At 72.5% G+C, this 22,600-nt stretch carries 16 protein-coding genes; 12 read left to right on the forward strand and 4 right to left on the reverse strand.

Annotated elements, in window-relative coordinates; translation table 11 throughout:
* Positions 1–4 precede the first annotated feature (4 nt).
* The 4 genes from RBL05_RS15855 to purE are packed head-to-tail and all read left to right on the forward strand — an operon-like array spanning position 5 to position 3,919.
* Positions 5–700: a response regulator transcription factor gene (locus RBL05_RS15855; protein WP_029360261.1), complete on the forward strand. Its 696-nt coding sequence runs from the start codon at positions 5–7 to the stop codon at positions 698–700.
* Between the two features lie 3 nt (positions 701–703).
* A complete protein-coding gene (locus tag RBL05_RS15860; protein ID WP_308738669.1) occupies positions 704–2,152 on the forward strand; it encodes an ATP-binding protein in 1,449 nt (482 codons plus the stop codon).
* Positions 2,153–2,171: 19 nt separating this feature from the next.
* Positions 2,172–3,401, forward strand: a complete 1,230-nt coding sequence (locus RBL05_RS15865) for a 5-(carboxyamino)imidazole ribonucleotide synthase (RefSeq protein WP_412523773.1) — start codon at positions 2,172–2,174, stop codon at positions 3,399–3,401.
* Entirely contained in the window at positions 3,398–3,919 is a 522-nt protein-coding gene (gene purE, locus RBL05_RS15870; RefSeq protein WP_308738668.1) for a 5-(carboxyamino)imidazole ribonucleotide mutase, read from the forward strand. The genes RBL05_RS15865 and purE overlap by 4 nt, the downstream gene beginning before the upstream one ends.
* Before the next feature lie 110 nt (positions 3,920–4,029).
* Here the strand turns inward: purE and RBL05_RS15875 are convergent, their stop codons facing one another.
* Positions 4,030–4,893, reverse strand: coding sequence for an ABC transporter ATP-binding protein (locus RBL05_RS15875; RefSeq protein ID WP_263311709.1), 864 nt, complete (start codon positions 4,891–4,893; stop codon positions 4,030–4,032).
* Positions 4,886–5,812 carry an ABC transporter permease gene (locus RBL05_RS15880; protein WP_263311710.1) on the reverse strand — a complete coding sequence of 309 codons (927 nt, stop codon included), beginning with the start codon at positions 5,810–5,812 and terminating at the stop codon, positions 4,886–4,888. Before RBL05_RS15880 ends, RBL05_RS15875 begins: the two co-directional genes overlap by 8 nt.
* Before the next feature lie 70 nt (positions 5,813–5,882).
* Here RBL05_RS15880 and RBL05_RS15885 point away from each other — a divergent pair, with 70 nt between their 5' ends.
* The 6 genes from RBL05_RS15885 (at position 5,883) to pseI (ending at position 18,101) form a co-directional block, all read left to right on the forward strand.
* A complete protein-coding gene (locus RBL05_RS15885) occupies positions 5,883–6,677 on the forward strand; it encodes a glycosyltransferase family 2 protein (protein WP_263311711.1) in 795 nt (264 codons plus the stop codon).
* 30 nt (positions 6,678–6,707) lie between these two features.
* Positions 6,708–10,217, forward strand: a complete 3,510-nt coding sequence (locus RBL05_RS15890) for a glycosyltransferase family 4 protein (RefSeq protein WP_308738667.1) — start codon at positions 6,708–6,710, stop codon at positions 10,215–10,217.
* 4 nt (positions 10,218–10,221) lie between these two features.
* On the forward strand, positions 10,222–11,235 hold the full coding sequence (locus tag RBL05_RS15895; protein ID WP_308738666.1) for a hypothetical protein: 1,014 nt from the start codon (positions 10,222–10,224) through the stop codon (positions 11,233–11,235).
* A gap of 53 nt (positions 11,236–11,288) precedes the next feature.
* A complete protein-coding gene (locus RBL05_RS15900) occupies positions 11,289–14,648 on the forward strand; it encodes a glycosyltransferase (RefSeq protein WP_318603904.1) in 3,360 nt (1,119 codons plus the stop codon).
* 142 nt (positions 14,649–14,790) lie between these two features.
* Positions 14,791–16,989, forward strand: coding sequence for a hypothetical protein (locus RBL05_RS15905; RefSeq protein WP_308738664.1), 2,199 nt, complete (start codon positions 14,791–14,793; stop codon positions 16,987–16,989).
* Between the two features lie 38 nt (positions 16,990–17,027).
* A complete protein-coding gene (gene pseI / locus RBL05_RS15910; protein WP_308738663.1) occupies positions 17,028–18,101 on the forward strand; it encodes a pseudaminic acid synthase in 1,074 nt (357 codons plus the stop codon).
* On the opposite strand, the gene RBL05_RS15915 is transcribed toward pseI, so the two are convergent.
* Both RBL05_RS15915 and RBL05_RS15920 read right to left on the reverse strand, forming a co-directional pair.
* On the reverse strand, positions 18,082–19,581 hold the full coding sequence (locus RBL05_RS15915; RefSeq protein ID WP_308738662.1) for a bifunctional UDP-2,4-diacetamido-2,4,6-trideoxy-beta-L-altropyranose hydrolase/GNAT family N-acetyltransferase: 1,500 nt from the start codon (positions 19,579–19,581) through the stop codon (positions 18,082–18,084). The genes pseI and RBL05_RS15915 overlap by 20 nt on opposite strands.
* A complete protein-coding gene (locus tag RBL05_RS15920) occupies positions 19,578–20,210 on the reverse strand; it encodes a cytidylyltransferase domain-containing protein (RefSeq protein WP_318603905.1) in 633 nt (210 codons plus the stop codon). The genes RBL05_RS15915 and RBL05_RS15920 overlap by 4 nt, the downstream gene beginning before the upstream one ends.
* Before the next feature lie 175 nt (positions 20,211–20,385).
* On the opposite strand from RBL05_RS15920, the gene pseB reads away from it, so the two are divergent.
* Positions 20,386–21,375, forward strand: a complete 990-nt coding sequence (pseB, locus tag RBL05_RS15925; protein WP_308738660.1) for a UDP-N-acetylglucosamine 4,6-dehydratase (inverting) — start codon at positions 20,386–20,388, stop codon at positions 21,373–21,375.
* A 1-nt stretch (position 21,376) separates the two neighbouring features.
* Positions 21,377–22,504, forward strand: a complete 1,128-nt coding sequence (pseC, locus tag RBL05_RS15930; protein ID WP_263311720.1) for a UDP-4-amino-4,6-dideoxy-N-acetyl-beta-L-altrosamine transaminase — start codon at positions 21,377–21,379, stop codon at positions 22,502–22,504.
* Positions 22,505–22,600: the final 96 nt, after the last annotated feature.

Below are 22,600 nucleotides of genomic sequence, written 5' to 3' on the forward strand. Positions count from 1 at the left end.
TGACGTGACACGACTGCTTCTCGTCGAGGACGACTCGGCCATCGCTGAACCGCTCTCCCGGGCCCTGGACCGGGAGGGATACACCGTCACGCGCGCCTCCCGAGGGATGGACGCGCTCGGGATCGCCGCCGGACCGGACCCGATCGACCTGGTCATCCTGGATCTGGGCCTGCCCGATCTCGACGGCCTCGAGGTCGCGCGGCGCCTGCGCAAGGGCGGGCTCGAGTCGCCGATCCTGATCCTCACCGCCCGGGCCGACGAGGTCGACGCGGTGGTGGGCCTGGACGCGGGAGCCGACGACTACGTCACCAAGCCCTTCCGCCTCGGCGAGCTGCAGGCGCGGATCCGCGCCCTCATGCGGCGCTCCCAGGCGACCGAGGAGTCCGGCGACAACTACGACGTCAACGGCGTCACCCTCGACGTCTCCGCCCGTCGCGCCTACGCCGACGGGGAGGAGCTCAGCCTCTCCGCGAAGGAGTACGACCTGCTCACCGTGCTCGTGCGCGAATCCGGCAGCGTCGTCACCCGCGACGACCTCATGCGCGAGGTCTGGGGCGCGGAGTGGTGGGGCTCCACCAAGACCCTCGACATGCACATCTCGTGGCTGCGCCGCAAGCTGGGTGACGACGCCACGGACCCCCGGCGGATCACCACGGTGAGGGGAGTCGGCTTCCGCTTCGAGACCGGCACGGAGAGCTGACCCGTGCGGCAGCGCGTGCTGCAGGCCACCCTCATCACGGTGGTCCTCGTCGTGCTGATGCTCGGCATCCCGCTGGGCATCTCGTGGCTGCAGCTGGCGAACCAGAACCTCGCCAACCAGGCGAACCTGATCCTGGACCAGGTGCGCATCGACACCGAGACCCGCCTCCAGGAGGAGGGGACCATCGACGAGGCGCTCCTGCAGCGACGGGTCGACGAGCAGACCGATCTCAACATCGCCGTCACCGTCGTCTACGAGGGGGAGACCACCACGGCCGGTGATCCTCCCGGCGACGACCCGGTCAAGCGGAGCACCACCGGTGCCTCGGGGCAGCTGATCACCGTGTCCATCCCGCAGTCCGACGTGCGCGCCCACACCGCGAGCGCCTGGGTGCTGATCACGGTCGCCGGTCTGTCGGCCCTCTCGATCGGCGTGTCGGTCGCGCTGTGGCAGGCCCAGCGCATCTCCCTGCCGCTGGCCCGTCTGGCCCGGCGCGCCGAGGAGATGGGCTCCGGCCGCGCCCGCGGCCCCTGGCAGCCCTCTGGCATTGCGGAGATCGACGAGGTCGCGATCGAGCTCGCCCGCTCCGGCGCGATGCTCAACGAGCGCCTCGAGGCCGAGTCCCGTCTCGCCTCCGACGCCTCCCACCAGCTGCGCACCCCGCTGACCGCGCTCTCGATGCGGCTGGACGAGATCCTCGCGACCAGCACCGAGGAGTGGGTGCGTGACGAGGCCCGGATCTCGCTCGAGCAGATCGACCGCCTCACCGAGGTGGTCCACGACCTCATCAACGCTCCCCGCTCCTCCCAGCGACGCACCCCCGGCGTGGTCGAGCTCAGCACCGTGCTCACCCAGCAGAGCGAGGAGTGGTCCCCGGCCTACCGCCGCGCCGGCCGTGAGCTGCACATCCAGGTGCCGCGCAGCGCCGCCGTGTGGGGCTCGACCGGTCCGCTCACCCAGGTGATCGCCACCCTCATCGAGAACGCGCTCACCCACGGCGGCGGGCGCACCTGCGTGAAGGTGCGGCGCAACGACCACTCCACCGTCGTGGAGGTCACCGACGAGGGCGGCGGCATCGACCCGGAGCTCGGCGCACGGATCTTCGAGCGCTCGGTCTCCGGCCGCTCCTCGGGCGGCACCGGGGTCGGGCTCGCCCTCGCCCGCACCCTCGTCGAGGACGACGGCGGCCGCCTCGAGCTGCTCACCGAGAACCCCGCCACCTTCGGCGTCTTCCTCATCTCCGCTCCCGGCGAGGAGCCGGAGGACGAGCACGGGGCGCAGTCCGACGGGGAGCCGGGCCGCCGTGAGAAGGCCGGGCGACGGCCCCGCGGCCAGCGCGCGGACATGACCCCCAGCGGCGTCTCCGGCGGCCGCCATGCCGCCGGCGGCGACGACCTCGACTCCCTCCCGCAGGGGTCCGTGGTGCGGCGCCGCCCCCGGCCCCGCGCCTGACCTCAGTACACTGGCGGCCGTGTCTGCGAACCCGCCCCGTCCCGCTCAGCCCGCCGCTTTCGAGGAAGCTCCCGACCGTCGGATCGGGGTGGTCGGAGCAGGTCAGCTGGCCCGCATGATGCTCGGCCCCGCGATCGAGCTGGGTCTCGACCTCGAGGTGCTCGCGACCGCTCCGGACGAGAGCGCCGCCGCCGTCGCCGCGACCGTGCGGCTGGGCCGGCACGACGACGAGCAGGCGGTGCGCGGCCTCGCCGACGGCGTCGACGCGCTCACCTTCGACCACGAGCACGTGCCCACCGCGATCCTCGAGGGGATCGCGGGGGAGGGCCTCGCCGCCGTGCGCCCCGGACCCGGCGCCCTCGTCCACGCCCAGGACAAGCTCGTCATGCGCGAGCGGCTCACCGCGCTCGGACACCCCTGCCCCCGCTGGTGGCGGATCGGGAGCCTCGCCGCGCTCGAGCAGGCGCTCGCCGAGGCCGGCGGCCGGCTCGTGGTGAAGACGCCGCGCGGCGGCTACGACGCCCACGGGGTGAGGATCGTCTCGGCCGTCGAGGAGGCCGCGGACTGGCTCGAGACCCACGGCGAGCTGCTCGCCGAGGAGCTCGTCCCCTTCACCCGCGAGCTCTCCGCCCAGGTCGCGCGCCGTCCCGGGGGAGAGGCCGTCGCCTATCCCGTGGTGCAGTCGCTCCAGAAGGACGGGGTCTGCTACGAGGTCGTCGCCCCCGCGCCGGGCCTCGACGCCGCCGCCCAGGAGCGCATCCAGGCCCTCGCCCTCGCGATCGCCGAGGACCTCGACGTCACAGGGATGCTCGCCGTCGAGCTCTTCGAGACGGCCGACGGCCCGGTGCTCGTCAACGAGCTCGCCATGCGCCCCCACAACACCGGCCACTGGTCCATGGACGGCGCCGTCACCGGCCAGTTCGAGCAGCACCTCCGCGCCGTCGCCGACCTCCCCCTCGGCGCGACCGCGCCGCTCGCCCCCGTGGCCGTGATGGTCAACCTCCTCGGCGGCACCGCCGAGGACCTCGCCCCCGGCACCGCCGTGGCCCTCGCCGAGGAGCCGCGGCTGAAGGTCCACCTGTACGGCAAGTCGGTGCGCCCCGGTCGGAAGATCGGCCATGTCACCCTGCTCGGCGACGATGCCGAGGACCTGCTCGCCCGCGCTCACCGCGCCGAGCGCCTGATCATCGACGGCCCGGGCGCGGCCGCCGAGCCCACCGCCCCCACCCCCGAGGGAGATCCCCGATGACCGCCGACGCCGCACCCCGCCCCCTGGTCGGGATCGTGATGGGCTCCGACTCCGACTACCCGGTGATGCGCGCTGCGGAGGAGGCGCTGGCCGAGTTCGGGATCGAGGTGGAGGTCGACGTGGTCTCCGCCCACCGCATGCCCGAGGACATGGTCGCCTACGGCCGCGGCGCCGCCGAGCGCGGCCTGCGCGCGCTGATCGCCGGCGCCGGCGGTGCCGCGCACCTGCCCGGCATGCTCGCCTCCCTCACCCCGCTGCCCGTGATCGGCGTGCCGGTGCCGCTGAAGCACCTCGACGGCATGGACTCCCTGCTCTCCATCGTGCAGATGCCGGCCGGGGTGCCGGTCGCGACCGTGTCCATCGGCGGGGCCCGCAACGCCGGGCTGCTCGCCGCGCGGATCCTCGCCGCGGGCGGGGACGAGCACGCGGCGCAGCTGCGCGAGCGGATGGTCGCCTTCCAGGAGGAGCTGCGCGGGATCGCGATGGCCAAGGGCGAGGCGCTGCGCGCCTCGCGGTGAGCTCCGCGGGCCGCTGACCGGCGGCCCCACGACGAACGGCGGGCCGGGCGAGAGATCGCCCGGCCCGCCGTTCGCAGGGGCGGCCCTCACGGGGCCGTGCCCTTCGGCCGTTACTTCAGCTTCGCGCCGGAGGAGGCGTCGGTGCGGCCTTCCACGTAGGCGTGGTACAGGTCCGCGACCTCGTCGACGTCGCCGTCGGCCACCAGCACGCCCTTGTCGATCCAGAGCGCGCGCGTGCACATCGCCCGCACGGAGGCGAGCGAGTGCGACACGAAGAACACGGTGCCGGCCTGTCCGCGGATCTCCTCGATCCGGGCGGTGCTCTTCTTGCGGAACGAGGCATCGCCGGTGGCGAGGGCCTCGTCGATCATGAGGATCTCCGGGGTGCGGATCGTCGAGATCGCGAACCGCAGGCGCGAGGCCATGCCGGAGGAGTAGGACGTCATCGGCAGGTACAGGAAGTCGCCGAGCTCGGCGAATTCCGCCACGCTCGGGATGTTCTCCTTGACCTCCTTCGTGCTCAGCCCGAGGGCGAGACCGCCGATCATGATGTTGCGCTCGCCCGTGAGGCGGGGGAGCATCGCCGCGTTCACGCCCAGCAGCTCCGGCTCGGCGGAGGTGAAGACCCGGCCCGAGGACGGCGGCAGCAGCCCCGCCACGGCCCGCAGCAGGGTCGACTTGCCCGAGCCGTTGGTGCCCAGGATGCCGATCGACTCGCCGTGATGGGCCACGAAGGACACGCCGCGCACGGCCGGCACCTCGGTGATCGGGCCGGTGTCGGGGCGGCCGAGGCTGACCATCTTGTCCCACAGCGAGGCGCGCTGCTTGGTGGTCCCGCTGCGGCGGGCGCCGAACACGCGGTACGTGATGTGCAGGTCGTCGACCACCACCGACGGGGCGCCCAGCGGCTTGTCGCGGTCCACGCGGTCCGGGAGGTTCTCGGGGTCGATCTCGAAATCGATGTCCTCAGTCACGACCGTAGGTCTCCTCTGCGCGCCAGAAGTACAGGAATCCGATGGCGAAGACGCCCACCGCCCAGGCGGTGGCCTCGAGCCAGAGGCCCGGTGTCATCGGGATCAGCGGCTCGTTGCCGAACGCCGCACGGAACAGCTCCAGGTAGATCGCGACCGGCTGGTGCAGCAGGAGCGGCTTCAGCCAGAGCTCGTCGGGGACCATCGCCGAGATCAGGAACATGGCGCCGGAGGCGTAGCGGCCCAGCGTCAGGATGAAGGGCATGGCGTTGGCGATGTCCGGGGCGCGCGCGCCCAGGCGCGCGAAGAACATGGCGACGCCGGCGGAGAACACCGCGAGCAGCACGGCCGCGAAGGGGAGCAGCAGCCAGGACCAGGTCGGCACGACCACGCCCATGCCCGGCAGCACGCCGGTCACCAGCACGACCGCCATCATCGCCACCAGGATCGGGGCGAACAGCACGGTCTCGGTCATCACCGTCGCGAGCGGCACCACCGCGCGCGGGAACTTGTGCGATCTGATCAGCTGCAGGTTCGTGGGCACCGAGTTCAGGCCCGACATCACCGAGGTCTGGAACAGGGAGTAGGTGAACGTGCCGATGGTGATGAACGCCGCCCGATTCTCGATGCCGGGCGCGCTCGAGTGGAACAGGAAGCCGAAGATGATCACGTACACGGCCGCGTCGAGCACGGGGCGCAGGATCGCCCAGGCCTGACCCAGGTACGAGCCCTGGTTGCGGGAGTACGCGCGGGACGCGGAGAGGTTCCAGATGAACGAGCGCCGCTGCCAGACCTGCTTGATGTAGCGGCCCAGCGGCGGCCGGACCCCCATCTCGTCCAGTCCCGCCCGCGCGGCGAGCGCTTCTGACTCTGCGGATGTCAGGCGCGGAGCGAGCGGTACCTCCGCCTTCTGATCTGCCAAGTTCGTTCTCCTCTAGCCGGACGGGCGCGGCGGGCTGGGCCGTCCTCGGGCGTCGGTATGATCGTGCGTCGTGACTACCGCAAAGGATCCGCTCCCGCTGGTGACGGTCGTGATGCCGGTGTTCAACGGTGCGCGGACCCTGCGTCGATCGGTGACAAGCGTACTCGATCAGACCTTCCGCTCCCTCGAGCTGGTGGTGGTCGACGACGCCTCCACGGACGACACGGTGCGCATCGCCGAGGAGCTCGCGGAGAGTGATGCGCGGGTGCGGATCATCCGCCGGGAGCGCAGCGGCGGCCCGGCCGCGGCCAGGAACTCCGGCATCGCCGGCGGCACCGGCCGGTTCCTCGCCTTCTGTGACGCCGACGACCTGTGGCTCCCCGAGAAGCTGGAGCGGCAGCTCGATCTCGCCCGGACGAGCGGTGCGTCACTTCTGTACTGCGGCTACCACCGCGTGCCGGCCGACTTCGCGGGCACCGGCGCGGACTTCGTGCCCGAGGGCCGCGTCGTGCACGTCCCCACGCAGCTCACCCGCGAGGGTCTGCTGCGCCGCAACGTGATCGGCAACCTCACCGCCGTGGTCGACCTCGAGCGCACGGGACCGGTGACGATGCCGGACGTCCCCGGCGCCGAGGACTACGCGCTGTGGCTGAGCATCCTGCGCGAGGGCGGCACCGCCGCCGGGATCGACGAGCCGCTCGCGCTCTACCGCGCCGCGCAGGAGGACTCCCATTCCTCCGACCGCATCCGTGCGATCCGCGCCGTGTGGCAGGTGCTGCGCGGCCAGGAGCGGCTGTCCGTGCCGAGCGCCGCCGTGCACTTGGTCACCGGGTCGCTCGCGGCACTTCGCAAGAACCGGATCTGAGCGGGACCGCGTGGATACACTGCGCGGACCATGATCCTGATCTGCGTCAACGAGCTGTCCGGCCCCACCGGCTACCACAAGTCCGTGGTCGAGACCGCGAACGCCCTGCATCATGGGGGATACGCGCTGGCGGTCCTGAGCTTCCTGGGGACGGGGGACGGCGCCGAGCTCGCCATGCCGCGCTGGCCGCTGGACCCCGAGATACCCGCCTACGTGCTCCAGACGCTGCCTGCCCAGGGCGGCCGCCTGCTCGCCGAGAACGTCCACCCGGTCCTCACCGGGCGCGTCTACTCGACGCCCTACGCCTACACCGCCGACCAGCTCGCCGCCCTGCGCCAGCTCAACGAGGAGCTCACGTCCGAGGACACCGTGATCTTCACGACACCGCTGCACGCCCTCGCCTTCCATCACGCCCTCTCCGGCCAGGAGCGACGCCCCCGCACCTTGCTGCAGGTGCACGGCGACTACCGCCACCACGACGAGCTCTGGGCGCTGGTGGACGAGGCGCGGGAATCCATCGATCGCGTGCAGACAGTCGCCGAGGGGCTGAACGAGCAGTTCGCCTCGCGCTTCGACGCCGCCGACGTGGTGTGCATCCCCAACATCCACCATCCCGCGCAGGTGGTGCGCAAGCCCCGGACCGGCGTCGAGATCGTGCTGCCGGCCTCGTTCCAGCACCGCAAGAACCAGCTCGACGCGATCCGGGCCCTGTCCCGGCTCGAGGACGACTCGGTGCACCTGACCCTGTGGGGCAACATCAGCCCGCTGAACCCCTACTTCATCGCGGTGAACGAGCTGATCGACTCGCTCGGGCTGCGGGACCGGGTCTCGATCCCCGGCTTCGGCACCGAGCAGGACGTCTACTCCAGCGCGGACATCGTGCTGATGACCTCGCTGTCCGAGGGGTTCGGGTACCCGCTCCTCGAGGCCGCCTACCACCGACTGCCCACCGTCACCTACGACTACGAGTTCGGGCCGCGGGACGCGGTCGAGGACGGCGCCAGCGGATTCATCGTCCCCGTCGGCGACGTGGACGCCCTGGTCGCCCGGCTCGACGAGCTGGTCGCGGACGCGCAGCTGCGCGAGCGCTTCGGCCGACGAGCCCGCGAGATCTTCGACGAGCGCTTCTCCGCCGAGGCGGTCGTGGCGAAGTACGGCGCCGTGCTCGGCCCGCCCCCGGGCCGCTCCCTCGACCTCTCGGCCGTGTTCTCGACCGACGGCGGGGAGCCTGTGCCCGCGAGCGCGATTAGCCACCGCGTCACGCGCTCCGGACTGCGCCGGCTGCACCAGGTCACCGTGCGCTCCGACACGGTCCTGCACGACGTCCAGGTGGACGACGGCGAACGCATACTCCGCCCCGCGGTGCGCCGCGTGGGCGGGACCACCGTGATCGAGTTCCCCGTCGGGAGCCGCGGCGTCGTCTCCTTCAGCACGGTCCCCGGCGGCACCGACCGCCGTTACCTCGCCGGCCCCGCGAACGGCGGGACGCTCCCCGTCCTGCCCCGTCTGCGCCGCGACGCGGACTACGGCGACGGCACGCCGCCGGTCGACGACTCGCTCCTCGCCTCGCGCGGCGGGGCGAAGCACGTCTCCTGGCGCACCACCCCGGCGGACCTGGCCGAGTTCGGGGCGCAGGGCGTCGACGCCGTGACCTGGAAGCTGCGCCAGCTCATGCCCTCCCTGCCTGCGCTCCGGGGCGCGAAGCCCTCGGGCGACGCGACGCCGCCTGCCGGCGGGTCGCCCGAGCGCACGGCGCAGGAGGCGGGGGAGTCGACGTCCGCTCCCGACCCGTCGGCCGAGGCACAGCCCGGGCCCGACGCCGGGACCCCGACGACCGAGGCGCCGGCGACCGCAGCCCACGCACCGGCCGCCCCGTCGGCCCCCGACGCATCGGCGGACGCGCCGGCCGGCACGTCGGCCCCCGCCAGCTCGAGCGGCGGCTCCGCGGGGACCCTCGGCGGCCTCGGGAAGGCCGTCGGGCTCCCCGCCCAGGCGATGGGCTCCGTCGGCCGGGTCGCGAGGACCTACGCCTCCACCGCCGCCTCGATGCTCGTCAAGGCGGTCGCGGTCACCGAACCCGCGCCGACCCACCGCGAGATCCCCCGCCACCCCTGGTTCCCCGTCACCGGCGGCGTCGACTCCTTCGGCGCCCCGATCAACTCCGGCGGCGGCGTCCAGGTGACCAACGCCGGCACCGAGAAGCGGCCCACGGTCCGCATCCAGGGCGAGTACGACTGGCTCGAGCTGCGCGACGGCGCCTCCCGCCGACGGATCACCCCGCCCTGGTCCTACGGCGAGATGTTCGAGCGGTTCTGCGCCGCCGAGCGCGAGCACGGCCTGTTCGACATCACCACGGCCGACGGCGTGCACCTGTGGGAGCTCGGCCGCTCGGCGCTCGTGATCCAGCTGGCCGAGGCCGCCGGCCTGTGGGGACCCCTCGCCGCCGCGCAGGGCACCGTCCAGGACGTCTACACCGGCGGCAAGCGGCTCACCACCGCGCCGTCCGCGGACACCGTCGTCTTCGACTACGTGCGGCGCGGTCAGAGCGGCTACCGCACTGCCCCGTTCGTCGACGACGCGTCTCTGTTCGTGGTGCAGCCGGGCGCCGACGGCTATCCGGACGTGGACGAGACGAACATGGTCTACCCCTTCGCGGAGTTCACGCAGTGGAAGAAGGACTGGCGACAGCGCTGGTCCCACCTCCGCGTGCCCGAGGTCGATGCGCGCCCCTTCGAGGCCGCGCTGACCCAGGCGCTCGGGATCCGCATCGACCTCGGCGACCACCTGCGCAACCGCCTCGCGAAGTTCCTCGCGGAGCGGGAGTTCTTCACGCCCGTGTTCGAGCGCGTGCAGCCGGAGGAGGTGCTGATCGCCTCCAGCCACTGGTGGGCCGGCATCGGCGCCGCCGCTGCTCGCTCGGGGGCGCGGGTCTCCGATATCCAGTACGCGCTGACCAGCCACTACGCCCCCTCCTTCTGGTTCGGGCAGAAGCCGCACTACGGCGCGACCCGCTTCTACGCCTGGTCGGACTTCTGGGCCGAGCGCACCAACGTCTACGACGAGCACGTCGTCGTCCCCCGGCAGCAGCCGGAGCTGACCGCCGCGATCGAGGCCCCCAGCACGGAGGAGAAGCGCTGGGACGTCTGCGTCATCTCGCAGCCGCGGGTGCTGCGGCGGATCCTGACCTTCGTGCAGGAGCTGGTGGCGGAGCGCCCCGAGCTGCGTGTCGTGATCGCCCCGCATCCCGCGCAGCGCGAGATCATCGGGCAGGAGCTCGCTGCGAGCGGGCTCGAGGGGTCGGTCGACATCGCCGAGGAGGACACGCTGACCACGATCACGAGGTCGGTCATGGCGGTCGGCACGTTCTCCACCTCTCTGTGGGAGTCCGCGGCACTGGGCTGCCCGACCTATGTGATCGAGGTGCCGGGTTTCGAGGAGACCCTCCAGGACGTCGAGTCGGGCCTGTTCCGCCTCGCGCGCACCGCGCACGACCTCGTCCCCTACGAGGTCCCCGCCTCCCGACACGACATCTTCGGCTGAGCCCATGGACATCCAGAACCACTACTACGGGCACAGCGCCGCCCTCGCCCTCCACGCGGGGCTCGACTCCGTCCGCCACCTCCACGGGCTCCTCCAGCACGGCTGGACCGTCCGCTCGCCCTCGCTGGTGCACTTCTCCGACTTCGCGCGCCTTCCCCGCACCTCCCGCCGTCTGGTGTGGAGCCACCGGGCGCGGGGCTGGGAGCCCGCCGAGGACCCCTTCCTCACCACGCCGATCGGGGCGCCCTTCCTGTACCTCAGCGCGCTGACGGCCGACGAGTCCGTGGCCGCTCTCGGTGCGACCGTCGCCTTCCCCGTCCACGACACCCGCCTCGTCAAGCTCCAGCACGACGACGCGGACCTCGCTCGCGAGCTCGCCGAGCGCGACGGCCCCTCCCTCGTCTGCCTCCACCCCGAGGACCTCGATCGCCCGGAGAAGGTGCAGGTCTGGAGCGAGCACGGCCACCGCGTCGTCAGCGCGGGGGAGCGGCGCGACCCGCAGTTCCTCGGCCGGATCCTCCGCCTCGTCCGCGGGGCGCGGCGCGTCGTGTCCAACCAGCTCTCCACCGCAGTGGTCTACGCCGCCGCCGAGGGCACGCCCACCGCGATCTACGGAGGCGACCTCGCCATCGGCTCCCTCGGCACCGAGGTCTCCCGTCGCACGCGCGAGCTGTGGCCCGAGTTCCACGACGACACCGTCGAGGACGCGACCCGGCGCGCCGTCGCCCTGGCGGAGCTCGGGAACGAGCACCTGCTGTCCCCGGCGGCGCTGCGGGCGGCGCTCGGCTGGGATCGCAGCACCGCCGGACCGTTCCTCAGCTACTGGGGCGGTGCCCCGCTGCGGAAGGCGGGCGCGGTGCTCGGCCTCGTGGAGCGGACCGAGGGCGCGCAGGACGCCGGCTCCGGACAGTCCCCTCTGGTGTTCCTGCGCCACCCGCTCAGCCATCTGCCCGGCCGGCTCCCGCGCCTCCCCTCGCGCGACGCCCTCCTGCCGGAGCCGCTCGTCCCCGCACGGTGACCCCGTGGAGCACTCTCCCCTGACCCCGTGACCTGAGGAAGGTTGTCGCCCGAATGATCGTGATCTGCACCAACGAGGTCGCCGGACCCACCGGCTACCACAAGTCCGTCGTCCAGCTGGGCAACGGGCTGAGTGCGGCGGGATACGCGGTGGCGGTGCTGGGCTTCCTCGGCACCGGCGACATCGCGAGCCGGATGCTCCCGGTGTGGCCGCTGGACCTCGAGGTCCCCGCCTACACGCTGCGTGCGCTTCCGGCCGACGGCGGCCGTCTGCTGCACCGCAACGCGCACCCCGAGCTCACCGGCGACCTCGGCGCGCTGCACTACGAGTTCACGGCCAACGAGCTGGCCGCCCTCCGGGAGCTCAACGACGCGCTCACGGAGGAGGACACGATCGTGTTCACCGCCCCGGTGCAGGCCCTCGCTTTCCAGCACGCGCTCGGCGGGGACGCACGCCGCCCCCGCACCGTCCTCCAGATCCATGGCGACTACCTCCACCATGCCGAGCTCTGGGACCCGCTGATGGCGACCCGCGACGTCATCGACCGGCTGCAGACGGTCGCCGACGGACTGCGCCAGCAGTTCATCCCGACCTTCGCCGACGATGACGTGGTGTTCATCCCGAACTTCCCCGGGGAGGGTCCCGGGGCGATCCAGCGCGTCGAGCACGAGGGCGTGAACATCGCCCTGCCCGCCTCCTTCCAGCACCGCAAGAACCAGCTCGACGCGGTGCGGGCGCTGTCCCTGATCGAGGACGAGTCCGTCCACCTCACGCTGTGGGGGAACATCAACCGCAACAACCCCTACTACGTCGCCGTCCGCGAGCTCGTGGACTCCCTCGACCTCGGCGGCCGCGTGCACATGCCCGGCTTCGGCACCGAGCACGACGTCTACTCCACCGCGGACATCGTGCTGATGTCCTCGCTCTCCGAAGGCTTCCCGTATCCCCTGCTGGAGGCGATGTACCAGGGACGCCCCACCGTCTCCTACGACTTCGACTTCGGACCGCGTGAGGCGATCGAGGACGGCGCCAGCGGATACATCGTCCCCCTCGGCGACGTCGAGCAGCTCGCGGCGCGGCTCGGCGAGGTCGCCGCGGACGCGGCGCTGCGGGAGCGATTCGGGCGACGCGCACGGGAGCGCTACGACGAGCGGTTCGCCCCCTCGGCCGTCGTGGAGCAGTACCGCGAGTTCTTCGGCCCGCACGACGCGCCGCTCGACCTCGCGAACGTGTTCGCCACCGACGGGAAGGAGCCGATCGGGACCGAAGAGATCGAGCATCGCGCGCGCCGCACCCGCGGCGGACGCCTCCACCAGCTCACCGTCACCTCGCTCGTCGGGCTGCACGACGTGCAGGTCGACGACGGCCTCCAGACCCGGGCCGCCAAGGTGCGGACCCAGCGCGGCACGACCCGGATCGAGTTCGAGGCCTCCGCCCCCGTGGTGATCTCGTACACCACCGCCCCCGGCTCCGGGGACCGGCACTATCTCGCCAGCACCACCGCCCAGCACGAGCTCGTCGTGCTGGCCCATCTGCGCCGCGACGCCCGATACGGCGCCGGACGGCCCGCGGCGCAGGACGCGATCTTCGGGACCTCCGGCGGGACGCTCCCGCTGCACGCCCCGACCGCACTGGCTCATCTCGCCATGCGGGCTCCGCGGGACGTCGTGTGGAAGGCGCGCGACGTCGCCACCACGGTCGGCACTCGGATGCGGGCTCGGCGCGAGCTCGCCGGCGCCGAGGGGGCGACGCACTCGCAGCCCTCGGCGAACCCCACCGAGGGCGAGGCCCCGCTCGGCCAGTCCGCGGACCTCGACCTCGAGGACGAGACCTCCGCCGGCGGGACCGTCGACGCCCGTTCGATCCTCACCCCGCTGCTGGACATCGGCCCGAGCGCCGCGGCCTCGACGATGCGCATCCTCTCCGGCCTGTCCCGGGCGCCGGCAGCTCCCACCCGACGCGATATCCCGCGCCATCCGTGGTACCCGGTCACCGCCGGCGTGGACAGCTTCGGGACGCCGATCAACCAGACCGGGGGGGTGCAGGTCCGCAACGCCGGCACCGCCGAGCGCCCCACGGTCTCGGTGCGCGGTGAGTACGACTGGGTGGAGCTGCGCGACGGCGCCTCGCGCCGACGCGTGAGCCCCCCGTGGTCCTACGGCGAGATGTTCGAGCGCCTCTGCGAGGCCGAGCAAACGCACGGCCTGTTCGAGATCACCACGGCCGACGGCGTGCATCTGTGGGAGCTCGGCCGCTCGGCACTGGTGATCCAGCTGGCCGAGGCCGCCGGCTTCTGGGGCGCGGCGCCCGCCGTCGGCGGCGACGTGCGGGACGAGTACCTCGGCAGCAAGCGCCTGTCGAAGGCTCCTCGGGCCGATCGGGTCGTGTTCGACTACGCGCGGCGCGGTCAGAGCGGCTACCGCACTGCCCCGTTCGTCGACGACGCGTCTCTGTTCGTGGTGCAGCCGGGCGCCGACGGCTATCCGGACGTGGACGAGACGAACATGGTCTACCCCTTCGCGGAGTTCACGCAGTGGAAGAAGGACTGGCGCCGGCGCTGGTCCCACCTCCGCGTGCCCGAGGTCGATGCGCGCCCCTTCGAGGCCGCGCTGAGCGAGGCGCTCGGGATCCGGGTGGACCTCGGCGATCACCTGCGCAACCGCCTGGTGAAGTTCCTCGCGGAGCGGGAGTTCTTCACGCCCGTGTTCGAGCGGGTGAAGCCGGAGGAGGTGCTGATCGCCTCCAGCCACTGGTGGGCGGGGATCGCAGCGGCCGCGAGCCGCTCCGGGGCGCGGGTCTCGGACATCCAGTACGCGCTGACCAGCCACTACGCCCCCTCCTTCTGGTTCGGGCAGAAGCCCCGCTACGGCGCGACTCGCTTCTACGCCTGGTCGGACTTCTGGGCCGAGCGCACCAACGTCTACGACGAGCACGTGGTGGTGCCGCGCCAGCAGGAGGAGCTTACCGCTGCGATCGAGAGCCCCTCGACGGTGGAGAAGCGCTGGGACGTCTGCGTGGTCTCCCAGCCGCGGGTGCTGCGGCGGATCCTCGCCTTCGTGCAGGAGCTCGTCCGCGAGCGGCCGGAGATGCGTGTCGTGATCGCCCCGCATCCCGCGCAGCGGACCATCATCGGGCGCGAGCTCGCCGCCGCCGGCCTCGAGGAGGCCGTGGACATCGCCGAGGAGGACACGCTGACCACCATCACGCGCTCCGCGATGGCGGTGGGTACGTTCTCCACCTCTCTGTGGGAGTCCGCGGCGCTCGGCTGCCCGACCTTCGTGATCCCGGTGCCGGGCCACGAAGAGACCCTGCAGGACGTCGAGTCGGGCCTGTTCCGCCTCGCGACCTCGCCGCACGACCTCGTCCCCTACGAGGTCCCGGCCAGCCGGCACGACATCTTCGGGACCGCCTGAGGGGCGGCTCCGTCCGGGGGCCGTCGCTGCCCGCGGACCCACGGCCGGGCCTCCGATCTCGCAGGTGACACGCGGATCACCCGGATAGGATCAGGCTCAGTGACGAGCCGATCGGTGCTCGACCCGAATCCCAGGTGGTGCCGTGTTCCGCAAGCTCACCCGTGTCGTGAGACCGCTGCTCGATCTCTCGGAGCGCCGCGCGCTCGTCGCGGCGAACGACCCGGGGACCGACCCGGACATCGTCCTGACCGGGGCCCGCCATCTCGCACGGATGAGGAACTTCCGCTCCGCCGCCGCGCTGCTGGACGGGATCGACACGGACGAGCTGGACCTGCTGGACGAGTGCTTCGTCGGCGTCACCCTGCTCAGCGGCCAGGAGGGGCTGCGCGCCGACCAGCTCCTGGCCCCGCATCTCGGCTCCCTCGCCGATCGGGACCTCACCCCGGCCCAGCGTGTGAGGCTCGCCGAGTGGATCCAGCTCTCGGGTCTCCCCACCGCCGAGAAGGTAGCGGCGCTCCGCACGCTGCGCACCTCCGAGGGCGGCTCACGCGCCCCCGGCGCCACCCTCCGGGACCTGCGCTTCCGCGAGTTCCGCCTCCGCACGGCCGGGTTCGAGAAGATCGACGTGAGGGACTTCTTCGCCGGCGGGGACGAGGATCCCTTCCGCTGGAAGGACAACCTCCGCTACGTCCACGACCTCGTCACCCACGGGCACGCGGACACCGCCCGCACCCTCCTCGAGCGGCAGCTGTCCGAGCACGGGCTGCGCGACCGCGCCGTCGCCGAGGCCGCGCTGCGCTTCGACTCGGGCGCCCTCGTCGCGGACCTCGACGCCGTCCCCGCCGAGCACCGCGGCATGCCGGGCGTGCTCGCCCTCGCCCACGACCTGCGGGGGCAGAGTCCCGCGCACCAGGACTTCTACGAAGCGTGCCTCGAGGCGACGACCTCCCGCTTCGACGCCATGGACGTGCACACCCGCGACTCTCTCCTGCGCGTGCTCACCGTGAAGGACCTCCTGCCCGGGCTCGACGCCCTGGTCCCCACCCTCCGCGGCGTGCCGGAGACGATGCTCGGCGCCCGCTGCGGCCGCGGGCTGATCGCGATGGAGCGGGGCGAGCACCGAGACGCCGCGGACCTGCTCCACTCCGTCCTCGTCGAGGACCCGACCTACACCGTCGCGGCGACCGGGCTCCGGCTCGTCTACGCCCGCCTGGACGGCGACCGCACCGTCATCGACCTCCGGAACGAGATCGGCTACGGCAGCGCCAGCGCCGGCCGCGCCGGGATCCGCCGCGGCGACCGCGACCAGGGGACCACCCTCATGCTCACGGGCCAGTACCTGAAGGCCTGGAGCGTGCGCCGCACCGCGCCGCCGTGGCGGATCCTCGAGCGCGACCTCGGGGAGAGGTTCCTGAACGCCGCGCCGCTGCCCGAGGATCCCGGCTCCTCCCTCTTCCTCATCACCGACGACGGAGTGGGCGACGAGATCCGCGGCGCGCAGCACCTCGGCGAGCTCGCCGCGCGCTACCGGGTCACCGCCACCTGCGACCCGCGGCTGCGGACCCTGCTCGAGCGGAGCTTCCCCACGATCGAGTTCGTCGACGTCGTCCGTCGGATCCGCGGCCACCTGAACCCCGTCTACGACGGCCGGTACAGCGACTTCATCCTCGCCAGCCACCTGCCCGCCCACTGCGACCCCTACGTCGAAACTGCCGACCACGTCACCTACGGCCAGAACCTCACCTTCAACCGCTTCGCCGGCGTGCTCCCGCGCCAGGACATCGGCGCCTATCTCGTCCCGGATCCCGCCCGGGCCGTGCCGCGCGCCGAGGGGAGGCTCAAGGTGGGCCTGGTGTGGAGGAGCCACTTCTCCGGCGGCACCCGGCGGATGATGTACATCGGCCTCGAGCAACTCACCCCGCTCCTGGACGTGGACGGGGTCGAGTTCTGGTCGATCCAGCACGCGACCGACGACGCGGAGAGGGCCTCTCTGGAGGAGCACGGGATCCGGCAGATCCATGGCGTCGACCTCTTCGACGACCTCGAGGGGCTCGCGGCGCACGTCGCCTCCATGGACCTCGTGATCGGCATCAGCACGGTCCCGATGGAGCTCGCCGCCGCCGTCGGCACCCCGACCTGGCTGCTCGGCTTCTCGCCGGAGAACTACCTCTACCGCACGGCGGGCGGCAGGACATCCGTCGACCAGCTCTCCCGCAACTCGACGATCATCGCCCCGCCCTGGATCGACTTCACCGCCCCCTACCAGGAGTGCGTCGACCTCGTCCTCGCGGAGTGCCGGACCCGGCTGGAGCGTCTCGTCCGCAGCACCCTGCACAGCTGACGGGCGGGCGCCGCCACCTGCTCCAGTACGATCGGCGCATGTCCTTCAGCCAGAACGGTACCCCCAAGTCCCTGCGGATCGGCGACCTCCAGGTCGGCGAGACCCATGCCCCCTTCGTCGCCGCGGAGATGTCCGGCAACCACAACGGCGACCTCGGTCGCGCCCTCGCGATCGTCGACGCGATCGCGGAGACCGGCGCCCCGGCGATCAAGCTCCAGACCTACACGGCGGACACGATCACCATCGATGCCGACGGCCCCGCCTTCCGCATCACCGACAGCCACGGCCTGTGGGGCGGACGGAACCTCTACAGCCTCTACCAGGAGGCGCACACCCCGTGGGAGTGGCACGAGGCGATCTTCGCCCGCGCCCGCGAGCACGGCATGATCCCGTTCTCCAGCCCCTTCGACGACACGGCCGTCGACCTGCTGGAGGACCTCGGCGCCCAGGTCTACAAGATCGCGTCGCTCGAGATCGGCGACATCCCGCTGCTGCGCAAGGTGGCCCGCACCGGCAAGCCGGTGATCCTCTCCACCGGCGCCGCCGATGCCGGCGACGTGGACCTCGCCGTCAAGACCCTTCGCGCCGAGGGCAACGAGCAGATCGCCGTGCTCGGCTGCACTTCCTCCTACCCGGCGACCGCCGAGGCGTCGAACCTGCGCACCATCCCGGTGCTCGCCGACACCTGGAAGGTCGTCGGCGGCCTCTCCGACCACACCAAGGGCATCGGCGTGAGCGTCGCGGCCGTCGCCTTCGGCGCCGCGATCCTCGAGAAGCACGTCACGCTGCGCCGCGCCGACGGCGGCGTAGACTCCGATTTCTCCCTCGAGCCCGAGGAGCTGAAGGCCCTGGTCGACGAGTCCTACGCGGCCTGGCTCGCGCTCGGCGAGGTGCACGTCGGCCCGACGACGTCCGAGGCCGAGTCCCAGCGCCTGCGCCGCTCGCTGTTCGTGGTGAAGGACGTGCGCGCCGGAGAGGAGATCACCGCGGAGAACGTCCGCTCGATCCGCCCCGCGGGCGGGCTCGAGCCGCGCTATCTCGACGTGGTCCTCGGCCGCACCTTCGCGAAGGACGTCGAGCGCGGAACGCCGCTCAGCTGGGATCTCGTCTGACCAGCACGTCGAACTCGCCGTCGTCGCGGTCCGGATCGAGCACGTAGCCGGCCCCGGCGAACAGCCGCTGGGACGGCAGGTTGTCGGGAAGGATCGCGGCGACGACGACGGCGCCGGGGTGACGCGCCCCGAAGGCCGCCTCGCCGGCGGCGAGCACCGGACGGGAGAGCCCGTGGCCGCGCGCCTCGGGGGCGAGGGTGATGGACACCTCCCACTCCTCGCCCGCCGACGCGCCCTCCAGCGCGTCGAAGCGCACGGTGCCGACGGGCGCGCCGCCCCGCTCGACGACGTACAGCTCGCGGGACGGGTTCTCGAGCGTCCGCGCGTACCAGGTGGAGTGGGACTGCCACGGCACCGGGGCGGAGTCGCGGGAGACCTTCCGGGTCTCCGGGTCGTTGCGCCAGCGCAGCAGCAGCGGCGAGTCCGACGGGGTCGCGGGACGCGCCGCGACCGGCGTCTCCGCCGCTCCGATCCGGCGCGCGAGCGCCGCGTCCCAGGCGGCGACGATCCGCTCCGCGCCGTGACCGTCGACCTTCTCCCGGCCCACCGAGGTCCAGCTGCGCATCGCGCGCAGGTCCGCGATCGCCCGCTCCACCTCCGCGGTCGCCGCAGGGCGGTCGGTGCGCACTTGCTCAAGGGTGCCGAGCCCGCGGGCGATCCGCTCGGCAAGGGCGGCCTCGTAGCCGGCGCGCTGGTTCTCCACCACCGCGACCAGCAGGCTCGGAACCCCGATGCAGGCCAGCTCCCAGGCCGTGGTGCCCGCGGCGCTGACCACGAGGTCCGCCGCGCTCGCCCGCTCGAGGAAGGCGGGGGAGGGGGCGAGCAGCTCGACGTCCTCCCCGGCCTCGGCCCGGACCGCGTCCCAGCCGTGCTCGGGCGCGATGACGCTCACGTGCGCGACGCCCTCTGCCGCAGCGCAGACGGCGGCGAGGGTCCCGGCGGCGCCGGTCGCGTCGGTGCCGCCCATGACGATCAGCACCCGGGCGCCGCGGCTGACGTCGTGGTCCTCGTCGACCCGCTTCTCCCGCGCGGCGCGCACCTCGGCGCGCATCGGGGCGTAGGCGATGCCGAGGAGCACCTCGCCGCTGCCGTCCTCGGGGCGGCCGACCCGCTCGGCGCGGATCGTGGAGTCGACGACGACGTCGGCCGGACGGCGGCCGAAGGCGCCGTCCTCCATCGAGGACAGCAGCGCGCCGCCGGCGCGCACCTGGTCCCGGGCGTCGGCCCCGATCGTGTAGTCGTCGACGTGGACGACGCTCGCGCCCTGCTCGGCGGCGAGGATCCCGAGGTCCTCGCGCGCCGCGGTCACCTCGAGACCGGACTCGTCCAGCAGGTGCCGGGCGAGCGGCGCCTCGATCGAGCCGGCGACCACCACGGTGTGCCCGGCGGCGCGGGCGGCGTCGGCGACGGAGAGCGCCCGCACCAGGTGGCCGATGCCTCCCGACGGGGTCGCGTCGCACCGGATCGCGACGTGGGTCATCCGTCGGCCAGCTTCTTCTGGCGCACGCCCGCGTTGATCCGGGTGATGTCGGGGCGTGAGCGCAGCAGGTCCACCACCTCGTGCCATGCCGGGGCGCGATCCCCCAGCTCGGCGACGACCGCGTCGAGCATCTCGCCGTCCTCGACGGTGTCCAGGGTCACCCGCAGGTCGTTCGCGGCCGGCTGGACGACCAGGCCCATGGTGCGGAAGTAGCGCTTGGAGTCGTAGAGATAGGAGGTGACGTGCGTGCGGTGGAAGCTCTCGGCCTCCGCGTCGGCCGTCAGCAGCGCCTCCCGCGAGGCGAGCTCGACGTCCAGTCCGCGCGGCAGCGTGCGCACCAGCGTGGTCGCGGTGTAGTCCAGCGACGGATCGGTCTTCCACAGCCCTGCCACGGCGGAGATCAGCGAGGGGTCCGCCAGCGGGCAGTCCGCGGTCAGGCGCACCACCGCATCGGCCCCGGTCTCCTCCAGGGCGAGCACGAAGCGGGAGAGGACGTCGTCCTCGCTGCCGCGGACCACCTGCACGCCCAGCTCCTCGCCGAGCTCGGCGACGGCGTCGTCCCCGGGGGCGGTGGACGTCGCCACCACCACGTCCTCGATGCCCTTGGCGGCGCGGGCGGCCCGCACCATCCACCCCAGGACCGGTCGGCCGCCGAGCGGCCGGAGCACCTTCCCGGGAGGCGGGAGGAACCTGTCCGAGCTTGGATCACTGCGACGGTTCGTGTATCGGTCACCGTGCCATAATGGCACGCGCGTCCTGGGTCGCCCGCGCGCCGCCCCAACCCCGTCGACGAAAGAGATCTGCATGTCGCTCCTCAACGGTGCCTCCATCCTCATCACCGGTGGGACCGGCTCCTTCGGCAAGGCCTTCCTGCGTGAGGTGCTCGACAACCACAACCCGCGACGGGTCGTCGTCTTCTCGCGGGACGAGCTCAAGCAGTACGAGGTCCGCAACCAGTTCGGCAACGACCCCCGCCTGCGCTGGTTCCTCGGCGACGTCCGCGACGAGCGCCGCCTCGCCCGTGCGCTGAAGGACGTGGACTACGTCGTCCACGCCGCCGCGCTCAAGCAGGTCGACACCGCGGAGTACAACCCCTTCGAGTTCGTCAAGACCAACATCCTCGGCAGCCAGAACGTCATCGAGGCGTCCATCGACGCCGGCGTCAAGAAGGTCGTGGCCCTGTCCACCGACAAGGCCTCCAGCCCGATCAACCTCTACGGCGCCACCAAGCTCACCGCCGACAAGCTCTTCATCACGGGCAACCACTACGCCGCGAGCTACGACACCCGCTTCGCCGTGGTGCGCTACGGCAACGTGATGGGCTCGCGCGGCTCGGTCATCCCCTTCTTCCGTCGCCTCGGCGAGGAGGGCAAGCCGCTGCCGATCACGGACATGGCCTGCACCCGCTTCTTCATCACCCTGCCGCAGGCCGTGCAGATGGTCATCGACACCTTCGAGCTCATGCAGGGCGGCGAGCTGCTCGTGCCGCGCATCCCCTCCATGAAGGTCACCGACCTCGCACAGGCCGTCGTGCCCGGCGCCGAGATGGTCGACGTGGGCCTGCGCCCCGGCGAGAAGCTCCACGAGGAGATGATCAGCCCCGAGGAGGGCCGCCGCGCGGTCATCATCGAGGACGGCAAGTACTTCATCATCCAGCCCGACCTCGCGACCTGGGGCTACAAGGCCCCCGAGGGCGCTGTGCCGGTCGAGCCCGGGTTCTTCTTCCGCTCGGACTCCAACGACCAGTGGTACACCCAGCAGGAGATCGCGGACATCATCGAGGGAGGGATCTGAGGTGCTGCCGTACGGCCGTCAGTCCATCGAGTCCGACGACATCGCGGCCGTCGAGGCGGCGCTGCGCAGCGACTGGCTGACCACGGGCCCCGAGGTCGACCGGTTCGAAGCGGCGATCGCGGAGCGCGCGGGCGTGGAGCACGCGGTCTCGGTCACCTCCGGCACCGCCGCGCTGCATGTCGCCTACGCCGCCGCCGGCATCGAGCCCGGCGACGAGGTCGTCACGACCCCGCTGACCTTCGTCGCGACCGCCGCGGGCGCCGCCCTGCACGGTGCGAAGATCGTGTTCGCGGACGTCGACCCGGCCACCGGCAACCTCGACCCCGCCGCCGTCGAGGCCGCGGTCACCGAGCGGACCAAGGTCATCGCGGGCGTCGACTACGCCGGCGTGCCGGTCGACGCCACGGCCCTGCGCGAGATCGCCTCCCGGCAGGGCGCACTGTTCCTCGAGGACGCCGCGCACTCCATCGGCTCCACCCAGGACGGCGCCCCGGTGGGCTCCCTCGCCGACCTCACGACCTACTCGTTCTTCCCGACGAAGAACCTCACCACGGCCGAGGGCGGTGCCGTCGTGACGGCAGACGCGGAGCTCGCCGCCCGCGCCCGGGCGTTCAAGAACCACGGCCTGGTGCGCGACAAGGCGGTGCAGCGCTATCCCGACGAGGGCCCCTGGCACCAGGAGGTCCACAGCTTCGGGCTGAACTACCGCCTGCCGGACGTGCTGTGCGCGCTCGGCACGAGCCAGCTCGCGCGCCTCGATGCGTTCGTGGCCCGCCGCGCCGAGGTGAAGAAGGCCTATGACGAGGCGCTCGGCGACCTCGAGGGCGTCGAGATCCCGGGCGTGCCCGAGGGGGCGGCGCCCGCCTGGCACCTCTATCCGCTGCGGGTCCCCGCCGAGCGACGCCGCGCCATCTTCGAGGCCATGCGCGAGCAGGGCATCGGGGTGCAGGTCAACTACATCCCCGCCTACTGGCACCCGGTCTTCGAGGACCTCGGCTACCAGCGCGGGATGTGCCCCGTGGCGGAGGACTACTACCGCCGCGAGATCTCGCTGCCGATGTTCCCGGGCCTGACCGACCAGGACGTCGAGCGCGTCATCGAGGTGACCCGGAAGGCCGTCGCCGGCTGACCCCACGGAGGCCCGGCAGATGCGGAGAGGGCGCCACGGGCTGCGAGCCGTGGCGCCCTCTCGCCGCCCGTGCCGGCGAGCGGGGCGGCGGAGGGC

The sequence above is a fragment of the Brachybacterium sp. GU-2 genome, assembly GCF_030866705.2.
Lineage (GTDB): Bacteria > Actinomycetota > Actinomycetes > Actinomycetales > Dermabacteraceae > Brachybacterium > Brachybacterium conglomeratum.

Excerpts from the sequence above, each read along its gene's own strand:
- RBL05_RS15895 (WP_308738666.1), top strand. The coding sequence starts at position 10,222 with ATGGACATCCAGAACCACTACTACGGGCACAGCGCCGCCCTCGCCCTC.
- RBL05_RS15915 (WP_308738662.1), bottom strand. The coding sequence starts at position 19,581 with ATGACCCACGTCGCGATCCGGTGCGACGCGACCCCGTCGGGAGGCATC.
- pseI (WP_308738663.1), top strand. The coding sequence starts at position 17,028 with ATGTCCTTCAGCCAGAACGGTACCCCCAAGTCCCTGCGGATCGGCGAC.
- purE (WP_308738668.1), top strand. The coding sequence starts at position 3,398 with ATGACCGCCGACGCCGCACCCCGCCCCCTGGTCGGGATCGTGATGGGC.
- RBL05_RS15900 (WP_318603904.1), top strand. The coding sequence starts at position 11,289 with ATGATCGTGATCTGCACCAACGAGGTCGCCGGACCCACCGGCTACCAC.
- pseB (WP_308738660.1), top strand. The coding sequence starts at position 20,386 with ATGTCGCTCCTCAACGGTGCCTCCATCCTCATCACCGGTGGGACCGGC.
- RBL05_RS15920 (WP_318603905.1), bottom strand. The coding sequence starts at position 20,210 with ATGGTGCGGGCCGCCCGCGCCGCCAAGGGCATCGAGGACGTGGTGGTG.
- RBL05_RS15890 (WP_308738667.1), top strand. The coding sequence starts at position 6,708 with ATGATCCTGATCTGCGTCAACGAGCTGTCCGGCCCCACCGGCTACCAC.